This window comes from Pseudomonas sp. S1_E05, assembly GCF_056337105.1.
This window is the reverse complement of record NZ_JBFRHM010000001.1, coordinates 5,481,268-5,501,849: the sequence shown is the minus strand read 5'-3', so window position 1 is coordinate 5,501,849 and position 20,582 is coordinate 5,481,268. Positions and strand designations below refer to the sequence as shown.

21 protein-coding genes are annotated in these 20,582 nt (G+C 60.0%); 7 read left to right on the top strand and 14 right to left on the bottom strand.

Translation table 11 applies throughout. The features are described from left to right. Window positions 1-38: 38 nt before the first annotated feature. Window positions 39-1,163: a methyltransferase gene (locus tag AB4N33_RS25440; RefSeq protein ID WP_460120683.1), complete on the top strand. Its 1,125-nt coding sequence runs from the start codon at window positions 39-41 to the stop codon at window positions 1,161-1,163. Between the two features lie 73 nt (window positions 1,164-1,236). Here AB4N33_RS25440 and AB4N33_RS25435 read toward each other — a convergent pair whose 3' ends face one another. The 3 genes from AB4N33_RS25435 to AB4N33_RS25425 all read right to left on the bottom strand — a co-directional run bounded on the left by AB4N33_RS25435 (window position 1,237) and on the right by AB4N33_RS25425 (window position 3,921). After that, the gene (locus tag AB4N33_RS25435) at window positions 1,237-1,404 is read right to left on the bottom strand and encodes a DUF2474 domain-containing protein (RefSeq protein ID WP_460126889.1); all 168 of its coding nucleotides are present in this window, start codon (window positions 1,402-1,404) and stop codon (window positions 1,237-1,239) included. A 63-nt stretch (window positions 1,405-1,467) separates the two neighbouring features. Beyond that, the gene (cydB, locus tag AB4N33_RS25430) at window positions 1,468-2,475 is read right to left on the bottom strand and encodes a cytochrome d ubiquinol oxidase subunit II (protein WP_460120681.1); all 1,008 of its coding nucleotides are present in this window, start codon (window positions 2,473-2,475) and stop codon (window positions 1,468-1,470) included. 3 nt (window positions 2,476-2,478) lie between these two features. Then, window positions 2,479-3,921: a cytochrome ubiquinol oxidase subunit I gene (locus tag AB4N33_RS25425; protein WP_476458495.1), complete on the bottom strand. Its 1,443-nt coding sequence runs from the start codon at window positions 3,919-3,921 to the stop codon at window positions 2,479-2,481. 355 nt (window positions 3,922-4,276) lie between these two features. On the opposite strand from AB4N33_RS25425, the gene AB4N33_RS25420 reads away from it, so the two are divergent. Further along, a complete protein-coding gene (locus AB4N33_RS25420; RefSeq protein WP_460120677.1) occupies window positions 4,277-5,515 on the top strand; it encodes an MFS transporter in 1,239 nt (412 codons plus the stop codon). Here the strand turns inward: AB4N33_RS25420 and AB4N33_RS25415 are convergent. The 5 genes from AB4N33_RS25415 to AB4N33_RS25395 form a co-directional block, all read right to left on the bottom strand. Continuing rightward, a complete protein-coding gene (locus tag AB4N33_RS25415; RefSeq protein ID WP_476458494.1) occupies window positions 5,512-7,713 on the bottom strand; it encodes a xanthine dehydrogenase family protein molybdopterin-binding subunit in 2,202 nt (733 codons plus the stop codon). The genes AB4N33_RS25420 and AB4N33_RS25415 overlap by 4 nt on opposite strands. Beyond that, the gene (locus AB4N33_RS25410) at window positions 7,713-8,699 is read right to left on the bottom strand and encodes an FAD binding domain-containing protein (RefSeq protein ID WP_476458493.1); all 987 of its coding nucleotides are present in this window, start codon (window positions 8,697-8,699) and stop codon (window positions 7,713-7,715) included. The genes AB4N33_RS25415 and AB4N33_RS25410 overlap by 1 nt, the downstream gene beginning before the upstream one ends. Further along, entirely contained in the window at window positions 8,696-9,229 is a 534-nt protein-coding gene (locus tag AB4N33_RS25405) for a (2Fe-2S)-binding protein (protein WP_476458492.1), read from the bottom strand. Before AB4N33_RS25405 ends, AB4N33_RS25410 begins: the two co-directional genes overlap by 4 nt. 250 nt (window positions 9,230-9,479) lie before the next feature. Then, the gene (locus AB4N33_RS25400) at window positions 9,480-10,031 is read right to left on the bottom strand and encodes a DJ-1 family glyoxalase III (RefSeq protein ID WP_476458491.1); all 552 of its coding nucleotides are present in this window, start codon (window positions 10,029-10,031) and stop codon (window positions 9,480-9,482) included. 66 nt (window positions 10,032-10,097) lie between these two features. Next, on the bottom strand, window positions 10,098-10,544 hold the full coding sequence (locus tag AB4N33_RS25395) for a DUF4879 domain-containing protein (protein ID WP_460120668.1): 447 nt from the start codon (window positions 10,542-10,544) through the stop codon (window positions 10,098-10,100). A gap of 220 nt (window positions 10,545-10,764) precedes the next feature. Between AB4N33_RS25395 and AB4N33_RS25390 the strand changes: the two genes are divergently transcribed. Continuing rightward, the gene (locus tag AB4N33_RS25390; RefSeq protein ID WP_460120666.1) at window positions 10,765-12,060 is read left to right on the top strand and encodes an NCS2 family permease; all 1,296 of its coding nucleotides are present in this window, start codon (window positions 10,765-10,767) and stop codon (window positions 12,058-12,060) included. After that, the gene (gene trmA / locus AB4N33_RS25385; RefSeq protein ID WP_476458490.1) at window positions 12,057-13,136 is read left to right on the top strand and encodes a tRNA (uridine(54)-C5)-methyltransferase TrmA; all 1,080 of its coding nucleotides are present in this window, start codon (window positions 12,057-12,059) and stop codon (window positions 13,134-13,136) included. Before AB4N33_RS25390 ends, trmA begins: the two co-directional genes overlap by 4 nt. A 54-nt stretch (window positions 13,137-13,190) precedes the next feature. Here the strand turns inward: trmA and AB4N33_RS25380 are convergent, their stop codons facing one another. Further along, window positions 13,191-13,637, bottom strand: coding sequence for a DUF2442 domain-containing protein (locus tag AB4N33_RS25380; RefSeq protein ID WP_460120662.1), 447 nt, complete (start codon window positions 13,635-13,637; stop codon window positions 13,191-13,193). Beyond that, window positions 13,634-14,062 carry a DUF4160 domain-containing protein gene (locus tag AB4N33_RS25375; RefSeq protein ID WP_476458489.1) on the bottom strand — a complete coding sequence of 143 codons (429 nt, stop codon included), beginning with the start codon at window positions 14,060-14,062 and terminating at the stop codon, window positions 13,634-13,636. The genes AB4N33_RS25380 and AB4N33_RS25375 overlap by 4 nt, the downstream gene beginning before the upstream one ends. Window positions 14,063-14,276: 214 nt before the next feature. On the opposite strand from AB4N33_RS25375, the gene AB4N33_RS25370 reads away from it, so the two are divergent. Next, window positions 14,277-15,188 carry a LysR family transcriptional regulator gene (locus AB4N33_RS25370; RefSeq protein ID WP_460120658.1) on the top strand — a complete coding sequence of 304 codons (912 nt, stop codon included), beginning with the start codon at window positions 14,277-14,279 and terminating at the stop codon, window positions 15,186-15,188. An 11-nt stretch (window positions 15,189-15,199) separates the two neighbouring features. Here AB4N33_RS25370 and AB4N33_RS25365 read toward each other — a convergent pair whose 3' ends face one another. Beyond that, window positions 15,200-15,877 (bottom strand): TetR/AcrR family transcriptional regulator, encoded by a 678-nt coding sequence (locus AB4N33_RS25365; RefSeq protein ID WP_460120656.1) that lies wholly within the window; start codon window positions 15,875-15,877, stop codon window positions 15,200-15,202. Window positions 15,878-16,061: 184 nt separating this feature from the next. Then, a complete protein-coding gene (locus tag AB4N33_RS25360) occupies window positions 16,062-16,940 on the bottom strand; it encodes a DMT family transporter (RefSeq protein ID WP_460120655.1) in 879 nt (292 codons plus the stop codon). Window positions 16,941-17,210: 270 nt separating this feature from the next. On the opposite strand from AB4N33_RS25360, the gene ypfJ reads away from it, so the two are divergent. Continuing rightward, window positions 17,211-18,104, top strand: coding sequence for a KPN_02809 family neutral zinc metallopeptidase (gene ypfJ / locus AB4N33_RS25355; protein ID WP_460120653.1), 894 nt, complete (start codon window positions 17,211-17,213; stop codon window positions 18,102-18,104). Beyond that, a complete protein-coding gene (locus AB4N33_RS25350; protein ID WP_460140869.1) occupies window positions 18,105-19,064 on the top strand; it encodes an alpha/beta hydrolase in 960 nt (319 codons plus the stop codon). A 48-nt stretch (window positions 19,065-19,112) separates the two neighbouring features. On the opposite strand, the gene AB4N33_RS25345 is transcribed toward AB4N33_RS25350, so the two are convergent. Continuing rightward, a complete protein-coding gene (locus AB4N33_RS25345) occupies window positions 19,113-19,706 on the bottom strand; it encodes an HAD family hydrolase (protein ID WP_476458488.1) in 594 nt (197 codons plus the stop codon). Beyond that, the gene (gene tesB, locus AB4N33_RS25340; protein WP_476458487.1) at window positions 19,703-20,572 is read right to left on the bottom strand and encodes an acyl-CoA thioesterase II; all 870 of its coding nucleotides are present in this window, start codon (window positions 20,570-20,572) and stop codon (window positions 19,703-19,705) included. The genes AB4N33_RS25345 and tesB overlap by 4 nt, the downstream gene beginning before the upstream one ends. Between the last annotated feature and the right edge of the window lie 10 nt (window positions 20,573-20,582).

The window sequence follows — 20,582 nt, the reverse complement described above, 5'->3', positions numbered from 1 at the left end:
GCCGCGGGATACCCGTTGATCACCCAGAGCCCCGCCCCATGCCCTTGCTCGAAACGCCTTTCGCCCGACTTGACCTGATCCGCCAGCCGGAGCAGCAGAATGAACCGCTGCAAGCATTTGATGCGGCAGACGAATACCTGCTCAATTTCCTGGCGGAGCAACAACCCTCGCTGGACACTCGCGTTCTGGTGCTCAACGATAGCTTTGGTGCATTGGCCGCAAGCCTTGTGGGCAACGTTCAGGTCACCAGCAGCGGCGACTCGTTTCTGGCATTTCAGGGGCTGGAAAAAAACCTGGCCCGTAACGACCTGGCGTTCGATGCCGTGCCGAAGGTTCCTGCCAGTGAAAGCTTCACCGGGCCGTTCGACCGGGTATTGATCCGAGTTCCCAAGACGCTGGCTCTGCTGGAAGAACAATTGATCCGCCTGCAAGCACAACTGGCGCCCGGGGCCCAGGTCATTGCCGCCGCCATGATCAAGCATTTGCCACGTGCCGCCGGGGATCTGCTCGAACGCTACATCGGCCCGGTACAAGCCTCGCTGGCGGTGAAAAAAGCGCGACTGTTGATCGCCACGGCCGAAGCCAAACCCACGTCAGACTCGCCCTATCCGACACGCTATCGACTCGACACGCCAGCGATCGAACTGCTCAACCATGCCAACGTGTTTTGCCGGGAAGGCCTGGACATCGGCACCCGGGCATTTTTGCCGCACTTGCCCAACGATCTCGGCAGTGCACGGGTGGCTGATCTCGGTTGCGGTAATGGCGTACTGGCCATTGCCAGCGCGTTACAGAACCCGCAAGCGCACTACACGCTGGTGGATGAATCGTTCATGGCCGTGCAATCAGCCGTCGAGAACTGGCGCGCTGCGCTGGGTGATCGAGAAGCGGTCATGCGTGCCGGCGATGGCCTCGCGGGCCAGGAGCCGCAATCGCTGGACGTGGTGTTGTGCAACCCACCTTTCCACCAGCAGCAAGTGGTGGGCGACTTCCTCGCCTGGCGGATGTTCCAGCAAGCGCGCGAAGCGCTGGTGGTGGGCGGAGCCTTGTACATCGTCGGCAATCGCCATCTGGGATATCACAGCAAGTTGGCGCGCCTGTTCCGCGGTGTCGAGCAAGTGGCGGCCACCCCCAAGTTTGTGATCCTCAAGGCCCGAAAATAATCCCGCGCAAAAAAAACCCTCCAATGTTGGAGGGTTGAAAATCCGTGCCACAAGGCATCGGGATGGGATGAATTCAATGGGTTGAAAGGCCCGCAGCATTCATGAACAGGCGCATCAGGCTCGCGACGACGAACAGCGCCAGCACGCTGCCAGCCCAGATCATCGCCAACCAACCCAGGCGCTTCCACAGCGGCTTTTTCTCGGCGGCCTCGATTTCCTGCAAGGTGTGTTTACCGGTCATGGCGTTGCGCTCCCCTGTCTTGGAGGTGGATGGCGTCTGCATGACGCCATCTCGAACAGCTGGCTAGTGATACCCATCTTCATGGGTGACCTTGCCGCGGAACACGTAATAGCTCCAGAAGGTGTAACCCAGGATGAACGGAATGATGAATAACGTGCCAACCAGCATGAAGCCCTGGCTTTGTGGTGGCGCAGCCGCGTCCCAGATCGAGATCGACGGCGGTACGATGTTTGGCCAGAGACTGATGCCCAGCCCGCTGTAACCCAGGAAGATCAGCACCAGGGTCAACAGGAACGGCGTGTAATGTGCGTTGCGAGCCACGGCTCGGATCAGCCCGTACATCGTCACCAGCACCAGAATCGGCACGGGCAGGAACCAGAACAGGTTCGGCAATGTGAACCAGCGCGCAGCGATTTCGGTATGGGCCAGCGGCGTCCAGACGCTGACGATGCCAATCACCGCCAACAGGACGAAGGCCAGCGGCCGCGCCAGATCATGCATTTGCTCCTGTAACTTGCCTTCGGTCTTCATGATCAGCCAGGTACAACCGAGCAACGCATAAGCCACCACCAATGCCGCTCCGCAGAACATCGTGAACGGCGTCAGCCAGTCCAGTGAGCCACCGGCAAACTGACGGTTGACCACCGGTAACCCGTCGATGAATGCACCCAGGGCAACCCCCTGGAAAAACGTCGCCGCTACCGAACCGCCAATGAAGGCCTTGTCCCAAAGATGACGTTTCTCATCCTTGGCCTTGAATCGGAACTCAAACGCCACACCCCGAAAGATGAGCCCGATCAGCATGAAGATCAGCGGCAGGTACAACGCTGAGAGCACCACCGAATAAGCCAGTGGAAACGCTCCGAACAACGCTGCGCCGCCCAGGACCAGCCAGGTTTCATTACCGTCCCAGACTGGCGCAACGGTGTTCATCATCACGTCGCGGTCGGTCTTGCCTGGGATGAACGGGAAAAGAATCCCGATGCCCAGGTCAAAGCCGTCCATGACCACGTACATCATGATGCCGAAGATGATGATCACGGCCCAGATCAGCGGAAGATCAATACCCATGATTCAAATCTCCTTGTTCAGGCTGCGAAGGTCATCACCATCAAGGCCGTCATCGTCAGCGGCGGACAGCGGACGAGCCGGCGTGCGTTTTTTGCCTGGACCACCGTCTTTGGTTTCCTTGCCTTCATCCGTGGTCGGCCCCTTGCGTACCAACCGCATCATGTAGCTCAAACCGGCACCGAACAGCGCGAAATACACCACCACGAACAACACCAGGGTGATGCTCATCTGTATGACGCTGTGATTGGACGACGCATCCGCCGTGCGCATCAGGCCGTAGACCACCCACGGCTGTCGCCCGATTTCAGTGGTGAACCAGCCCGCAAGAATCGCAATCAGGCCGGACGGCCCCATCCATAGCGCCAGATAAAGGAATGGTCGGGACGTGTACAACTTGTCGCTTTTGCGCAGCCAAAGGCTCCAGAGCCCCGTGAAGATCATCAGAAGCCCCAGGCCGACCATGACCCGGAACGACCAGAACACGATCGTCGAATTCGGCCGGTCTTCAGGCGGAAACTCTTTGAGGGCCGGCACCTGCTTGTCCAGGGAGTGCGTGAGTATCAGGCTGCCCAGGTATGGAATTTCGACGGCGAATTTGGTTTTTTCCTCTTTCATGTCCGGCCAGCCGAACAGGATCAGAGGGGTCGCTTCGTCGCCCTTGTTCTCCCAATGGCCCTCGATTGCGGCGATTTTCGCTGGCTGGTGTTCAAGCGTGTTGAGCCCGTGGAAGTCGCCGATGACAGCCTGGATGGGGGCGACGATCAACGCCATCCACATCGCCATCGACAGCATCTTGCGAATCGCCGGGTTGTCCTTGCCGCGCAGCAAGTGCCAGGCCGCCGAGGAGCCGACGAAGAACGCCGTGGCAACGAATGCCGCCGTGGCCATGTGCATCAGGCGGTAGGGGAAAGACGGGTTGAAGATAACGGCGAACCAATCAGTCGGGATCACTTGGCCGTTGACGATTTCAAAGCCCTGGGGCGTTTGCATCCAGCTGTTGGACGCAAGAATCCAGAAGGTCGAGATCAGCGTACCGATAGCAACCATGACCGTGGAGAAAAAGTGCAGATTGCGTCCCACCTTGTTCCACCCGAACAGCATCACCCCCAGGAAACCGGCTTCGAGGAAGAAGGCCGTGAGCACCTCGTAGGTCAGCAATGGGCCAGTCACCGATCCGGCGAAGTCCGAAAACCGGCTCCAGTTGGTACCGAACTGATAGGCCATCACCAACCCGGACACCACGCCCATGCCAAAATTGACGGCAAATATTTTCGACCAGAAGTGGTAAAGGTCCCGGTAGGTATCGTTGTTGGTCTTCAGCCACAGGCCTTCGAGCACCGCCAGGTAACTCGCCAGGCCGATGGTGATGGCCGGGAACAGGATGTGAAACGAGATGGTGAACGCAAACTGAATCCGGGCGAGTTCAAGCGCCTCCAAACCGAACATAAGTCTTCCTCTGTCAGGTAATACGGGCTGAAGGCTTGCGGCCTACATCCACTGCCCCCACGGATATGGAGTGTGGCGAATTTCAATTCGTTCTTTTTTTAGCTGCATCACAACGTGGGGATTCTGGCCATCCGGCCGCCGGACCAATTCCGGAAAAGGCATTGATCTGGATCAAGCTTGTATCAAAGAGTAGTCCGATTTTCGGCGATGGACGGTGTGGTCTTTTGCCGCGTGACAGGTTGCCTCATAGGATTTGAAGAGATAGATGTCTTGCTAACAAATTTTTCACAGCGGCAACTTTTGGTTACAGGTAGGTGATAATCTCGCCGTTCCCTTTGCTCAAGATCTGCCTCTGATGCCCAGCCAAGCGCCTTTGCTGTTACGTCATCATCGTCCTTTCATTGCGTTCTGGCTGGCCCGGGTTTTTACCGCCAGCGGCTTCCAGATGCTCACCGTGGCCATCGGCTGGAACCTTTATCAGCTGACCGGCAACGTGCTGGACCTGGGCCTGGTCGGCCTGGTGGAGTTCGCTCCCCGGGTTCTGTTCATGCTGCACACCGGGCATGTCGCGGACCGATATGATCGACGCAAGGTCGCGGCGATCTGCCAGTCGCTGCAAGCGCTGATCGCATTGACCTTGGCCATTGGTGGGGCCACGGGCCACGTCACCCGGGAAATGATCTTCATCCTCGCGTTCCTGCTCGGTGCGGCCCGCTCGTTCGAGATGCCGACGACCCAGGCGCTACTGCCAAGCATCGTGCCCCCCGCGTTGTTCCCCCGAGCCGTCGCCGCGGCGCAGTCGGCGCAACAATCGGCGACCATCGTCGCCCCGGCCCTCGGCGGCTTGCTCTACGCCTTTGGCAGCGTCTGGGTGTATGGGCCTACGGTTGTTCTGTACGTCATCGCCTGCGCGTTGATGCTTAACCTGCCGGCTCGGCAGACACCGCTGAACAAGGGCAAGGCGACCCTGGACTCTCTGCTGGCCGGCATTCGCTTCATCCGCAGCCGTCCGGACATTCTCGGCGCGATTTCCCTGGACCTCTTTGCCGTGCTGCTGGGCGGAGCAACCGCGCTGCTGCCCGTGTTCGCCAAGGACATCCTGCTGACAGGGGCGTGGGGGCTAGGTCTGCTGCGCTCGGCTCCTGCGGTGGGGGCATTGTTGATGTCGCTGTGGCTGGCGCGGTTCTCCGTGGATCGCCATGTCGGTCGGGTGATGTTTACCGCTGTCGGCGTGTTCGGAGTCGCGACCATCGCCTTCGGCCTCTCGACTTCGTTCTGGTTTTCCCTGGCGGTCCTGGTCGTACTGGGCGCGGCTGACATGATCAGCATGGTGATCCGGGCCTCCTTCGTGCAACTGGAAACACCGGACGAGATGCGCGGCCGGGTCAGCGCCGTGAATGGCCTGTTCATCGGCGCCTCCAACCAGTTGGGCGAGTTCGAATCCGGCGTCACGGCCCATTGGTTCGGCACCGTGCCGGCGGTGGTCATGGGCGGACTTGGCACATTGGTAGTGACCGGGGTCTGGATCAAGCTATTCCCGACCCTGGCCAATCGTGACCGCATGCATGTGCCGGCTGAAGAAGCCAAGGTCTAGAGCAGCTTGTCGAGGGTGATGGGGAAGTCCCGCACCCGTCTGCCGGTGGCGTGGTAGATGGCGTTGGCGACCGCCGCCGCCACCCCGACAATGCCGATCTCGCCGACGCCCTTTGAACCCAGCGCATTGACAATTTTGTCGTGTTCTTCGACGAACAGCACGTCAATGTCGCCGATATCGGCGTTCACCGGGATGTGATACTCGGCCAGGCTGTGGTTCATGTGCCGCCCCAATGCATGGTCGGTTTGTGTTTCCTCGTGCAACGCCATGCCGATGCCCCACACTACCCCGCCCAGGATCTGGCTACGCGCCATTTTCGGATTGACCACCCGACCTGCGGCGATGGCGCTGACCACGCGATTGACCTTCACCGAACCCAAATCCTCGTCCACCAGCACTTCCACAAACACGGCGGAATGGGTTGCAGTGGCGTAGGCTTCACGTTGTTGATCAGGTTCGGCATCTACCTGGACCTCAATCAACGCTTCACCGCTGCTTCGGACCAGCTCGGCAAGATCGATTTGTGCTTCACCAAACGACAAATGGCCCGCTTCGAAAACAGCCTGCTCAGCCGTTACGCTGCTGAATTGCGCCGACGTCTGACGCGCCACGGCCAGCAGTTTTTCCTTCAACGCCTCACAGGCCTGCTGCACGGCCGTGCCGACCGACGATACGGTGAACGAGCCACCCTGCAAGGGTGCCTTCGGCAATGAAGAGTCGCCGAGGACAAAGGTGACATTTTTCAAAGGGACGCCTGACGCTTGCGCCGCGATTTGCGTCATCACCGTGTAGGTTCCGGTGCCGATGTCAGTGGTCGCGCTGCTGACCGTCAGCTTGCCCTGTTGATCGAGCGATGCCTTCGCACTGGCCTTCTGCTGCATCGCCTCCCAGACGCCACCGGCCATGCCCCAACCTACCAACTGCTGGCCCTGACGCATGCTGCGTGGCTCAGGATTGCGCTGGTCCCAGCCAAAACGCTGGGCACCCTGGGCATAACATTGACGCAACGCCTTGCTGGAGTAAGGTTTGTCCTCGTTCTGGTTGCGCTCGGCGTAATTGAGCAAGCGCAATTGCACGGGATCAATCGCCAATGCGCAGGCTATTTCATCCATCGCACACTCCAGGCCGATGAGCCCCAGCGCCGCACCGGGAGCGCGCATGTCCAGTGGCGTATAAACGTCGAGTGGCAGCAGCTTGTAGTCCAGCTGCACATGGTCGCAGTGATAAAGCATGCCGCTCCACTCGACCACATGTTCAGTGAAGTCTTCGAACCGCGAAGTCTGGCCAATGGCGGTGTGCGCCAGGGCGAGCAAACGCCCGTTCGCAGCTACGCCCAATTGCAGGCGTTGCAGGGTGCGCGGGCGATAGCCGAAGGTGAACATCTGCTGGCGAGTGAGGGTCACGCGGACGGAACGCTTGAGATGTAACGCCGCCATCACCGCCAACGGAAGCTGGTATTGCGGACGCAGGCCGGACCCGAACGCCCCGCCGACATAAGCTGCGAATACTCTGACCTGATCCTTCTCCAGGCCAAATACCTTCTGCACATACGACTGACAGTTCTGCGTGCCTTGCGTCTTGTCGTGAATGTGCAGGCTGCCATCGGCCTGGTAAAGCACCGTACTGGCATGCGGTTCCATCGGATTGTGGTGTTCGATCGGCGTGCTGTAGTTAAGGTCCAGACTCAAGGCGGCACCGGCAAACTCAGCCTGAAAATTCCCACGAGGTTTTGGCAGTTCGGCTGGCGCCGGATAGGCTTGGCCTTGCAGGCTCAACAGATCGGTCTGGTGTGGTTCGGCTTCGTATTCAACGGTGATCAATGAGCCGGCATGCCGAGCCAGTTCCAGGTTATCCGCGACCACCAACGCCAGGGGCTGCCCGCTGTACAACACTTTGTCGTTGTACAGCGGGCGAAACGGAGATCCTTCGGCCGAATCCGCGTCTTCGTAAGGCTCGTCGTAGCCGGCGACGCTTGGCCGATTGGTGTGGTCGATCACTGCGACCACGCCGGGCAACGCCAAGGCTTTCGACGCATCGATGCGGATCACGCGGCCGCAGGCGATATTGCTGGAAACGACACTGCCGTGTAGCAACCCCTGTTCGGGAAACTCCCCGGCATAACGTGCCTGGCCGGTGACCTTGAGGCGTCCTTCGACGCGATCCACCGGTTGCCCCACAGGTTGGGTAGAAGTCTTCATCAGGCGTGCCCTCCCTTCGCGGCAGTGCTCAGGGCGCGAATGATGGCTCGACGCGCCAGTGCCACTTTAAAAGCGTTGTGATCCAGAGGTTCGGCGTTCTGCAGCAAGGCGTTAGCCGCAACGCTGAAGGTTTCCTGCGTGGCTGCCTTGCCCACCAGGGCGGTCTCTACCGCTTCATCGCGCCAGGGTTTATGCGCCACACCGCCGACCGCCAGGCGTGCCTCACGAATGATCGGCCCAGACAAATCAAGTGCCGCCGCGACTGATACCAGGGCAAAGGCATAGGACGCACGATCCCGGATTTTCAGGTAATGGCTGTGCTCGGTAAAACCTGCCGCTGGCAGCTCGATTGCCGTCACCAGCTCGTCATCCGCCAGTTGGTTATCCCGCTCAGGGGTATCGCCTGGCAGGCGGTGGAAATCGGCGAACTCAATGCTGCGTACACCGCTGCGCCCCTGGACGTGGACCGTCGCGCACAAGGCGGCGAGTGCAACACACATGTCCGAAGGATGCGTAGCCACACACTGCGAACTGGCGCCCAGAATCGCGTGAATACGGTTGAGTCCTGCCCGCGCCGGACAGCCACTACCCGGCTCGCGCTTGTTACACGGCACACTGGCGTCATAGAAGTAATAGCAGCGCGTACGCTGCAACAAATTGCCGCCCGTGCTGGCCATGTTGCGCAATTGCGGGGAGGCGCCCGCAAGTATTGCCTGCGACAGCATTGGGTAACGTTGTTCTATCAAGGGGTGCCACGCCAGGTCGGCGTTGCTGACCAACGCGCCGATCATCACCCCGCCCGTGGCTGTTTCACTGACTTCGTTGAGTGCAAGCCCGGTGATGTCGATCAGTTGCGCCGGGCGCGCGACGTTTTCCTTCATCAAGTCCAGCAGGTTCGTACCGCCTGCGATGAAGCGCGACGCCGGACCGGCGAGTTGAACGGCCTCTTGCACTGAAGCGGGCTTGCTGTAATGGAAAGGGTTCATTGGCCTCCTCCCTGCCCGGCGCGTTGACGGCAGGCTGGCAGCGCTTCCTCAATTGCTGCACGGATGTTGCTATAGGCGCCACACCGGCAGAGGTTCCCACTCATCATTTCGGCAATCTGCGCACTGGATTGCGCCCGTCCTTCAGTGGCCAGGCCCACCGCCGAGCAGATTTGCCCTGGCGTGCAATAACCACATTGAAAGGCGTCGTGCTTGATAAAGGCTTGCTGCATGGGGTGCAACTCGTCACCGCTGGCCAGGCCTTCAACGGTGGTGACTTCGGCCCCCTCGCACATCACTGCCAACGTCAGGCAGGCGTTTACGCGCTTGCCATCGCGCAGCACCGTGCAGGCGCCGCATTGGCCGTGATCGCAGCCCTTTTTCGTGCCGATCAAGTCCAGTTGCTCGCGCAGCATATCCAGCAGTGTGGTCCAGGGCAGGACTTCAAGCCGGACCTCCTTGCCGTTGAGTATCAGCGCCAACGGATGACGGACAAACGACGGCGGCGTCGCGTCGGGAAGGGTCGCGTTCATATACACCTCACGGTTGGTCGTACGTTCGCGGCGTTTTCGCAAACCGCCGTCATAAGGGGTACGACTTCGGGGGTGTTTGAGCGTTCAAGGAGATTGATCAGAGGATAACCAGCCCGCCACCTGGGCTTTGCACGCTCGCAACTTTCGCGCGTACTGCACCGTCATGCACGGTCAGCCCGGACCCTGTGATCTCTGGCAAGCAGAGCAGCAGGAGCAGCCGGTCATCGAACGGCTCGCTGTTCACGCCTGCCTACACCACCAATTCCCCCGCCACCGCCGCTCTTGTGGCTTTGCCGCAAAGTTGTTCCACCAATGTCAGGGCAAACTCCAGAGCGCTCCCCGAGCCTTGGGCCGTTACGCAGTTGCCATCGACCACCACCGGTTGATCGACGAAGTTGCAGCCGGACAATTGGTGGCTAATTGACGGCAGGCAGGTCATGCGGCGCTGGCGCAAGGCGCCGCTCGCTTGCAACGCCAGGGCCGGAGCTTCGCCGATACCAGCGAACAGTCGACCGGCCTTCACCTGATCCTTGATCAATTGTTGCAAGGGTTGATGGGCTGATAGATGTTGCGCACCTACCGCTCCCCCAGGCAATGCGATCAGGTCGAAAGGCTGGGCCAGTACATCGACCAGCATCGCATCAGCTGTGATGCGGGTGCCGCGGGCACAGGTGAGCATGCGTCGCCCTTCGATACTGGCGACTACCACTTCTACCTTTGCGCGGCGCAAGACGTCGACCAGGGTCACGGCTTGCAGGTCGTCGATGCCCTCGGCGAGGGGAATCAAAGCTCTATAGGTCATGGGCGAAATCCGCAGGATGATCCTTAAAGCGTAGCCAGCTTTGCTGACCCTTGTTCAAGCGCGCCGTTACTTGATGTAAAGCTGCGTCGACATCGTGTTGCCCGGCGCGTTGATGGAGGTGTTGCTGAAGGTGAAGGTGCCTTCCTGCTTGCCGGCCAGATCAAAGACGTACAGGTAGCCGACAGTTCTTCTGCCAACCGTGCATTCGGTCAGGTTGCCGTTATCGAAGGCGCAGACCGGCGTGCGCGTACCATTGACCGTAAAACCGTCGAGCCCGACCTGGGCTGCGCGCCCGTAACCGACCTCCAGCACATAGACCTTGATGTTCGGCCCACTGTGATCGCAGCGAGTCCGTTCCTGCCCTGGATCGATGCTCTCAAAACCACAGGCCGGCGATTCGACCTTGAGCACCTTGACCTGGCTCAACGGCGCAGCCGAAGCAGCCATAGCGGCCTGCCCTCCCAGCGAGAAGGCCGCGAAAGCGCCGAACAAGGTGATCCAACTCTTTTTCATGTCATTCCCGCCCCCAAAATCCAGCGCGCAGTATGGCGCACTTGGCTTTAACGCAAAACATCGACGACGATCACCGCCTTGAGCAGCCACAACGCTACGCTGCTGGTATGATGCGCGGCTTTTTCCGACCCGCAGAAAAATCCCAGGCATCTGGAACGGTCTGTGCTTTGCTGTTGAGGTCGATACATTCACGGCGCCGGGCGCGCCACGGGGAGCAGACATGCTGGAAAGGCTGTTTCAACTCAAGGCACACAACACCAATGTGCGCACCGAAATACTGGCGGGCATCACAACCTTCCTGGCCATGGCCTACATTCTGTTCGTCAACCCGAGCATCCTCGGCGAGACCGGCATGGACAAGGGCGCCGTCTTTGTCGCGACCTGCCTGGCAGCCGCCATCGGCTCCACGGTCATGGGCCTGATCGCCAACTACCCGATCGCCCTCGCGCCGGGCATGGGCCTCAACGCCTTCTTTACCTACACCGTGGTCCTGCACATGGGTCATACCTGGCAAGTGGCGCTGGGGGCGGTGTTCATTTCCGCGGTGCTGTTCTTTCTGCTGTCGATCTTCCGCATCCGCGAATGGATCATCAACAGCATCCCGCTGCCGCTGCGCTCGGCGATCGCCGCCGGTATCGGCCTGTTCCTGGCGCTGATTGCCCTGCACAACGCCGGCATCGTCGTCAGCAACCCGGCAACCATGGTGGGCCTGGGTGACCTGAAACAACCGGCACCGATCCTCGCGACGCTCGGCTTTGCCTTGATCGTTGCTCTCGAAGCCCTGGCCGTTCGCGGCGCCGTGTTGATCGGCATTTTGACCGTGACCATCGTTTCGATCCTGATGGGTTTTACCGAGTTTGGCGGCGTGACGTCGATGCCGCCGTCGCTGGCGCCGACCTTCCTGCAACTGGACATCAAGGGCGCACTGGACATCGGCTTGGTCAGCGTGATCTTCGCCTTCCTGTTCGTCGACCTGTTCGACAACTCCGGCACCCTGATCGGCGTTGCCAAGCGTGCCGGCCTGATGGGCAAGGACGGCCACATGCCAAAAATGGGCCGCGCGCTGATCGCCGACAGCACCGCGGCCATGGCCGGCTCGCTGCTGGGCACGTCGACCACCACCAGTTACATCGAATCGGCCGCCGGCGTCAGTGCCGGGGGCCGCACCGGCCTGACCGCTATCGTGGTTGCGATCCTGTTCCTGCTGGCGCTGTTCTTCTCGCCGCTGGCCGCCAGCGTCCCGGCTTTCGCCACTGCACCGGCGCTGCTGTTCGTCGCCGTACTGATGACGTCCGGCCTGGCCGAAATAGACTGGGAAGACATCACGGTAGCCGCGCCAGTGGTAGTGACTGCCCTGGCCATGCCATTCACGTACTCCATCGCCAATGGCATCGCTTTCGGCTTTATTTCCTGGACCGCGATCAAGTTGCTTTCCGGTCGTGGTCGTGAGCTGAACCCGGCGCTGGTGATCCTGTCGATTCTGTTCGTGATCAAGTTGGGTTGGTTCAACGCATGACTTTTGATTCCCAGGCTTACGCCGTCCAGCTCGAAGAAAAAGCCACGCGTCTGCGTGGCCTGCTGGCACCTTTCGATGCACCCGCGCCTGCGGTGTTCGACTCACCGCTGAAGAACTTCCGCCTGCGCGCCGAGTTCCGCCTGTGGCGTGAAGCCGGCGAACGCCATTACGCAATGTTCTCCCAGGAAGACAAACGCACGCCGATCCTGATCGAAGAATTTCCGATTGCCAGCCTGCGCATCAACCAATTGATGCCCCAGCTCAAGGCCGCCTGGCAAGCCAGTTCGGCCCTGAGCCACAAGCTGTTTCAGGTGGAGTTCCTAACCACCCTCGCCGGCGACGCAATGATCACCTTGTGCTATCACCGCCCTCTGGATGAGCATTGGCATGCAGCAGCATCGAAGCTGGCGGCCGACCTGAACGTCAGTGTAATCGGTCGTTCCAAGGGCAAACGCGAAGTGATCGGTCACGACTACGTGGTCGAACAGCTCGAGGTCGGTGGCCGCACATTCAGCTACCGCCAACCGGAAGGTGCATTCACGCAGCCCAATGGCACGGTCAACCAGAAGATGCTCAATTGGGCCTACGATGCATTGGGCGAGCGCACTGACGATTTGCTGGAGCTGTATTGCGGCAATGGCAACTTCACCCTGCCCCTCGCGACTCGCGTGCGCAAAGTGCTGGCCACCGAGATCAGCAAGACCTCGGTCAACGCAGCCCTGAGCAACCTCAGCGACAATGCTGTGGATAACGTCACGCTGGTGCGCCTTTCCGCCGAAGAGCTGACCGAAGCGCTTAACGAAGTCCGTCCGTTCCGTCGACTGCACGGCATCGACCTCAAGAGCTACGAGTTCGGCAGCGTCTTCGTCGACCCGCCACGTGCCGGCATGGACCCGGACACTTGCGAACTGACCCGACGCTTCGACAATATTCTGTACATTTCCTGCAACCCGCAGACCCTGGCGGACAACATCGCCCAGTTGCACGACACCCATCGCATCACCCGCTGCGCGATGTTCGACCAGTTTCCGTGGACCCACCACATGGAATCCGGGGTGTTGTTGACCCGACGTTGATTGCCACCGTGCACTACAAATCAGCCGTCATTGCGACGGCTTTTTTGTGCGCGCTCATTCGGTGACTTCTGTCTTTCGCGGACGCCCGCCCTTGCGACCGTTGGCCCGGGCGGCCTCGGCCTTGGCAGCGCTGCTCTGGCGCCCATTGCGCGAGGCGACCACTGAGGCCGCCATGTCCATCAACGGCTTGCTCGCCGAGATCAACCCGGCGATGGACACCTGCAGATCCTTGCCTTCATGACACAAGGCAGTCCCGGAAAACCCGACGGTCAACCCCGCGAAATCATCGACCTCGAAATCATCGAATTCCACATAATTGCGCACGGGCAGCAGTACGCCACTGCCATCGATGAAACCGAGCACCAGGCACGGTTCTGCAAACGTCACCGACGTGACTTGCAAACTGTTTTTGCGGCGCATTTGCCCACGCTGAATGGCCTCATCCAGCAAGGACTCGGTGACGGGTCGATCAACCAGCGTCCCGGCTTCTATTGTTTTCATAGTTGGATCTCCACCCCTTGCGCAGCGCCCAACAGCGCCAGCAGGGTCTTGTTTGTCTCGGGCTCATAGCAGGCCGAGTCAATCATGTAGGTCGTGGTGGCAATGCGTTTCACAACCACGACTTCGCTGGTCTGCCAGTCCCACACCTGATGGTCGAGGCAGACCGTTTGCAACTTGTCCCACCAGACCGAACGGGCGCGTCGCAAATGGGCCGGCTGCCCGAGTGCGAGACGCAAGTCTTCCAGAACAGCTACAGGCGGCCGGTTGTACACGGGAACCACATCCCACAGTTCGACGCTGTTATGCCAGTAGCTGAACTTGAAGCGTGCGCTCCAGGCACCGGCGTCCACATGTGCATGGGGCGGACAATGTTCATCGCGCAACATGATCACGACCGAAAGGCCTTTGTAGCTGAACAATTTCATACTAACCCATCCGTTAGGTTATTGAGTCCGGAGACTGATCTTTCCATGAGAAATCCGATAATCGGCGTCGATCTGCGCTCGTCGATCGTCATTCAGGCTAGCTGTGGATGCCCTGGTGAGCCGGACGATTGCACGCAAAAATGGTAAGCAATCCTTTCGGTTATTTGATAAACACTGCGTCAGGTTCCCAATTTGATCCCCGGTGTAATCAATCATGCAGCGCACATTCGACGATCTTCAGCTAGGTAGCATCGAACTGTTTTGCCTAGCCGCCGAGGCCGGCAGCTTTACCGCTGCGGCGCTGGTGGCAGGCGTTACGCCGGCAGCGGTGAGCCGCTCGGTATCGCGCATGGAGGAACGCCTGGGGGTCCGCTTATTCGCACGCACCACCCGCAGCGTGAAAATGACAGACAGCGGCCGCCGGTATTACGAGGAGTGTCGTCAGGCATTGGCACAACTGGTCGAGGCGCAACGCGAGGTGATGGGCCAACAGCAGGAGCCTTCAGGCACCTTGCGCATCAGCATCCCCACCACCTATGCCCATCACCGCATCCTGCCGTTGCTCCCGGCCTTTCGAGAACGTTTTCCCCAGGTCAAAGTCGAGTCGCACATCAGCAACCGCAACATAGACTTTGTCGGCGAAGGCTATGACATGGTCATCCGCGTGCGGGCGATTCCAGACTCCGGCCTGATCGCCCGCCAACTGGAAGATGCAGAACTGGTGATGATCGCCGCCCCCGCCTACTTGGCGCGCGCGGGCACGCCGCAGACCCTGGATGACCTCAAGCAGCACGAGTGCATTCAATTCGAGCTACCCAGCAGCGGACGGCGCATCGCTTGGTTATTCAATGAAAACGGGGGGCAGCGCGAGATTCTCGCCGAGGGCAATCTCAGTTGTTCCGACGACGTTCTGGGCGGGGTGACCCTGGCAAAACACGGGGCAGGCCTGTTTCAGACCTATCGGTTTATTGTCGAGAAGGAATTGGCCGACGGGTCTCTGGTGGAAGTTCTCAAAGCCTACGGCGGCCGTTCGCGTCCTTTCACCCTGCTCTACCCGCAAAGCCGTCATATGCCTTTGCGGCTCAGGGCATTTATCGACTTTCTGCTCGAACAACTGCCACGCTGAACGAAAAATCTTCAGGCTTGCAGATAGCGCAACACAGACTCGCAAATCATCTGCCGATGACGCTGCTTGATGCGCTCGTCCGGCAACTCGATCTCGAAGATCTCACCGACCGTGTGCCGGTTCGACACACGATAGAAACAGAACGAGCTGATCAACAAATGCACATCCAGCGGCTCGAGCCCCGAGCGGAACACACCCTCCAGCGCGCCTCGCTGCAGAACCTCACCCAGTGAATCGAGGATAGTGCTGTTCATCGCCTTGATCGCATCGGAGCGTTTCACATACTCGGCGTTGTGAATGTTCTCGATGCTGACGATGCGCACGAAATCGACATTGCGATCATGGTGATCGAAGGTGAATTCGACCAATCGCCGAATCGCGTCGACCGGCGCCAGTTCGGCCAGGTGCAGGCGATTTTCGGTGCTGCGAATGTCGCCGTAGAGTTTCTCCAGCACCTCAAGATACAACTGCTCCTTGCTGCCGAAGTAGTAATAGATCATGCGCTTTGAGGTGTGGATACGCTCGGCGATCGCGTCGACACGGGCTCCGGAAAGGCCCTGCTGGACGAACTCGACAATGGCTTCCTGAAGAATGTTCTCGCGGGTCTTTTCCGGGTTGTTCTTGCGACTTTTGCGAGGCTCGGCCAAAGGTTCGTCCGGCGCTGCGGAAAGATCTGAAATCACGGTCATCGCGGGCTCACGGCCATCACTGTACAAGCTGGCGATTATGAGCCGCGCCGCAAAGCGAAGGAAGCTGCGCGGCGCGGGTTTAGCCTCACGCTTACCAATTTCCTACAACTTCGCCTGACGAATCGCACCGTGAGCGTCGACCGGCTGCTCCCATAAGGGTCAATACGGCCCGCAAGCGATCTTTCTACCGCCGACTCTGCTGCCACGCTGCCGCCAACCCACTGCAACAGATCACCGCAATCCCGATCACCGTGGTCAGGGTCGGGGTGTGGGAGAACAGCAGCCAACCCAGCAAACCGGCGAAAATGATCTGGCAATAGCCGAACGGCGCCAGCAGCGCGGGCGCGGCGAAGCGAAACGCCTGGGTCAGAAACAGATGCGCCGTCATCCCGCAGGCCCCCAGCGCCACCATCATCAAGCCATGCGTCACGCTGGGCACTTGCCAGAAGAACGGCACCAGCGCGCTCATCACCAGGGTGTTGCACAACCCGGCAAAGAAGTTGCTGGTTGTCGGGCTGTCGACGCTGCTGAGCTTGCGGGTCAGCAACTGATAGAAGCAGAAAAACATCGCCGAGCAGAACGGCAGCAACACCGCCGGCGTGAACAGATCACCGCCAGGGTGAACAATGATCAGCACCCCGATAAATCCACAGATGACGGCGATCCACTGTCCCCGGGTGACACGCTCCTTCAGTAACGGCACCGACAGGGCCGTCACCAGTACCGGCGCAAGAAAGTTGACCGCCGTGGCTTCCGCCAATGGGATGTACAGCAGTCCAGTGGTGAAGAACAGACTGGTGCCCAGCAGGCATAACGCCCGTATCAACTGCAGCATCGGCCGTTTTGTGCGCAGGACTCGCAGCCCGGACTGTGGCAGGAAAATGCCAGCCATCAATAAGGTGTGAACCACATAACGCGCCCAGACCACCATGACGATGGGATAGAACCCGGACAGGTATTTCGAGAAGGCGTCATGACTGGAGAAGAGGAAGGTAGCGAAGACAATCAGCAGAATCCCTTTGAAGGGCTGGTTTACACCGGAAAGCGGGGTGCTGACGGTCATCAGGTATTCCTTGTGTTCCACAGATCATAAAGACATTGCGAACCCGCGACGTCGTACGCATACCGTAACCGTGACGGGGCCGCTTTGGCCAGATGTTCCAGCCGATTATCAAACGAAGATAAAAACCCCGCGCTTAAGGGAATTTGAGGGGCGATCCACGTTCCTACAAGTCGACGATGCGCACCGGTGCGGTAAAAGCCGGACGACCGGACTGGCGCCACTCCCACACAGCAGCAACACTCATCCCACGGACCAGCAGAGGATTCCCACATGCTATGGAGAAAAGGCAGGCGCAGCGACAACGTGGTCGACGCCCGTGGCGATAACATCGGCAGTGGTGGGGGCGGCATGCGCTTCGGTGGTGGCAAGGGACTGAGCCTGACGGCAATCCTGCTGATTGTCGGGATCGGCTGGATCACTGGCCAGGACCCGCTGCAGATCCTCGGACAACTCACCGGCCAGATGAGCGAGCAATCGGCACCCACCTCGACGCAAACTCGCCAGGCGCCACCGGCCAACGATGAAGGCGCGGAGTTCGTGCGATCGATCCTGGGTGACACCGAAGACACCTGGCGCGATATCTTCCAGCAAGCTGGTCGTCAGTATAAAGACCCGACCCTTGTGCTGTTCAGCAGCCGGGTGAACTCGGCGTGCGGTCTTGCCACGTCGGCGACCGGCCCGTTCTATTGCCCGGCAGACCAGAAGGTGTACCTGGACACGTCATTCTTCCAGGAAATGTCGCAACGCTTTGCCGCCGCAGGCGACTTCGCCCAAGCCTACGTGATTGCCCACGAAGTCGGACATCACGTTCAGACCTTGCTCGGTGTTTCGGCGAAAATTCAGGCGGCCCGCCAACAGGGCCGGCAAATGGAAGGCGATGGTGGTTTGCTGGTGCGTCAGGAGTTACAGGCGGATTGCCTGGCCGGCGTGTGGGCCAATCATGCACAGAAACGCCTCAACTGGCTGGAGCCGGGTGACATCGAGGAAGCCTTGAACGCCGCCAACGCCATCGGCGACGACCGTTTGCAGCAGCAGGGCCAGGGCCGCGTGGTACCGGACTCCTTCACCCATGGCACATCAGCGCAAAGAGTGCGCTGGTTCAAAACCGGATTTGCGCAAGGCCAGGTGGGCCAGTGCGATACCTTTGCGGCGAAAAACCTGTAGATGAAAAAGTGGCTGTTGATCCTGTTGTTGACCACTGCAAGTACCCAGGCTGTCGGGCAGGGAGTCAAGGAAATCAGCCCCGGACGCTTGTTGTTGAAAGAAGGCGAGATGGCGGTGGGCATCGGTCCGGCGCCAGGGAAAATCGAGCGCGTGCTGATCGTCCTCCATGGGCGATTGCGCAATGCCGAAACCTATCGCCAGAACGCCGAGCGCGCGACGGAGCAGGCGGGACAAAGTGCCAATACTCTGGTCATCGCCCCGCAGTTTCTCAATGAAACCGACGTGGAACGCCATCCTGTGGCCGACACCGTTCTGCGCTGGCAGGGCAACGACTGGATGGCCGGCGGCTCATCCACAGCACCTTTCGCCCTGAGTTCCTATGCTGCGCTGGATCAGATCATCGCCCGGCTCGGCGATCGCCGGCAGTTTCCCGATGTGAAGGATGTCGTGATTGTCGGCCACTCCGGCGGCGCCCAGGTGGTCCAGCGCTATGCATTGCTCAGTCATGACCAGCCGGAACTTCAGGCGGCGGGTGTGCACGTGCGCTACGTCATTGCCAACCCGTCTTCCTATGCTTATTTCGATGAACGACGGCCCGTAGCCTTCAGCCATGCCGGTTGCCCGGCATTCAATCGCTGGAAGTATGGCCTGTCGGATTTACCGGCCTATGCCGAAGGACAAACGCCTGCGCAACTGGAGGAAAACTACGTTCAGCGCGACATCGTTTATCTGCTGGGCCAGCAGGACATCGATCCGAATCATCCGGCACTGGACAAGGGTTGCGAAGCCAGGGCCCAGGGCGCCAACCGACTGGCCCGTGGACGCAACTACTTTGAATACCTCAAGCGCCGTCATCCCCAGGGGTTGAACCAACAACTGGTGGAAGTGCCTGGGGTTGGTCACAACGGTGGAGAGATGTTGATGTCGGTGGAAGGGCAAAAAGCCTTGTTCGATCAGTGAAAAAGCTCGCGAGCCTGCTCGCGAGGGGACCTCTCAGACACCACAATCTCAAGCCAACAACATCCGCCGCAACTCGACACAATCCGCCGCGTGCCAATCGGTCAATTCAGGCCACGGGTTATCCGGCAAATTCACCAGTACCGTGTGCGCTCCCGCCGCCCGGCCGCAATCCAGATCAAAGCGGTAATCACCGACCATCACCATCTCGCTAGCTGGAACCTGCCAGGCCGCAGCCAGCTTCAACAAGCCGCCCGGATGCGGTTTGGGCGGTGCTTCGTCACGGCCCAGCACATCCTCCACGGCAAAACAGTCGGCCAGGCCGATGGCTTCCAGCGTCACATGCGCCAGCTCCCGCGCGTTGCGCGTGAGAATTCCCAGTCGATAGCCGCGCCCCGCCAGCTCGCGCACCAGCTCCACGGCACCCGGCGCCGGCTTCGAACCCAATGCCAAATCCCGCTCATGCTCCAGCAACCAGGCGTGCTTGGCTGCCGCTTCGTCGGCGGGCAATGCCGCCAGGTGTGTGAGTATGTCGTCCGCAGCCGGGATCGCCAACGCCACGCGGATGGCCGCAAAATCGTGGACGGCCACCGTCAGGGTTCCGTCCATGTCGAACACCCAGTGGCGTACGTCGGTCAGGCTCATGTCCAATCCTTGCGGTGGCGGATCAAGCCTTCCTGCGTAACCGACGCCACCAGTTGCCCGGCACGGTTGAACACGCTGCCCCGGGAGAAACCGCGAGAATTGCCGGCCCAAGGGCTGTCCATCGCGTACAGCAGCCAGTCATCGGCACGCAGGTCCGCATGGAACCACAAGGCGTGATCGAGGCTGGCGACCTGCATGTCCTTGTGCCACACGGACTTGCCATGGGGCAGCAGCGAAGTGGTCAGCAGACCAAAATCCGAAGCGTAGGCCAGCAGGTATTTGTGCAGCGCCGGGGTATCGGCCAATGCACCGTCGGCGCGGAACCACACGTACTTGACCGGATCGGCAGGCTTGGGGTTGTAGGGATCTTCCCCGGTCACCGGTCGGAATTCGATCGGCTTGGGACACAGGAATTTTTCACGCATGTGCTCGGGGATCAGGTGAGCACGCTGCTGGGTCAATTCCAGTTCCGAAGGCAGGTTTTCCGGGCCAACCACCACTGGCATTTCGCGCTGGTGCTCGAAGCCTTTCTCGTCGTACTGGAACGAGGCGCTGCACGTGAAAATAGGGTGGCCCTTCTGGATCGCCGTGACCCGACGCGTACTGAAACTGCCGCCGTCGCGCACCCGATCCACCTGATAGACCACTGGCAATCCGGCATCCCCCGGACGCAGGAAATAACCATGCATCGAATGCACATGCCGCGCTTCTTCAACCGTCTGACTGGCGGCAGACAGGGACTGACCGAGCACCTGGCCACCGAACAGCTGGCGGAAGCCCAGGTCCTGGCTACGGCCACGGAACAGGTTTTCCTCGATCGGTTCCAGGGTCAGCAAGTCGACCAGATCTTCCAACACGTGGCTCATTCAGACTCTC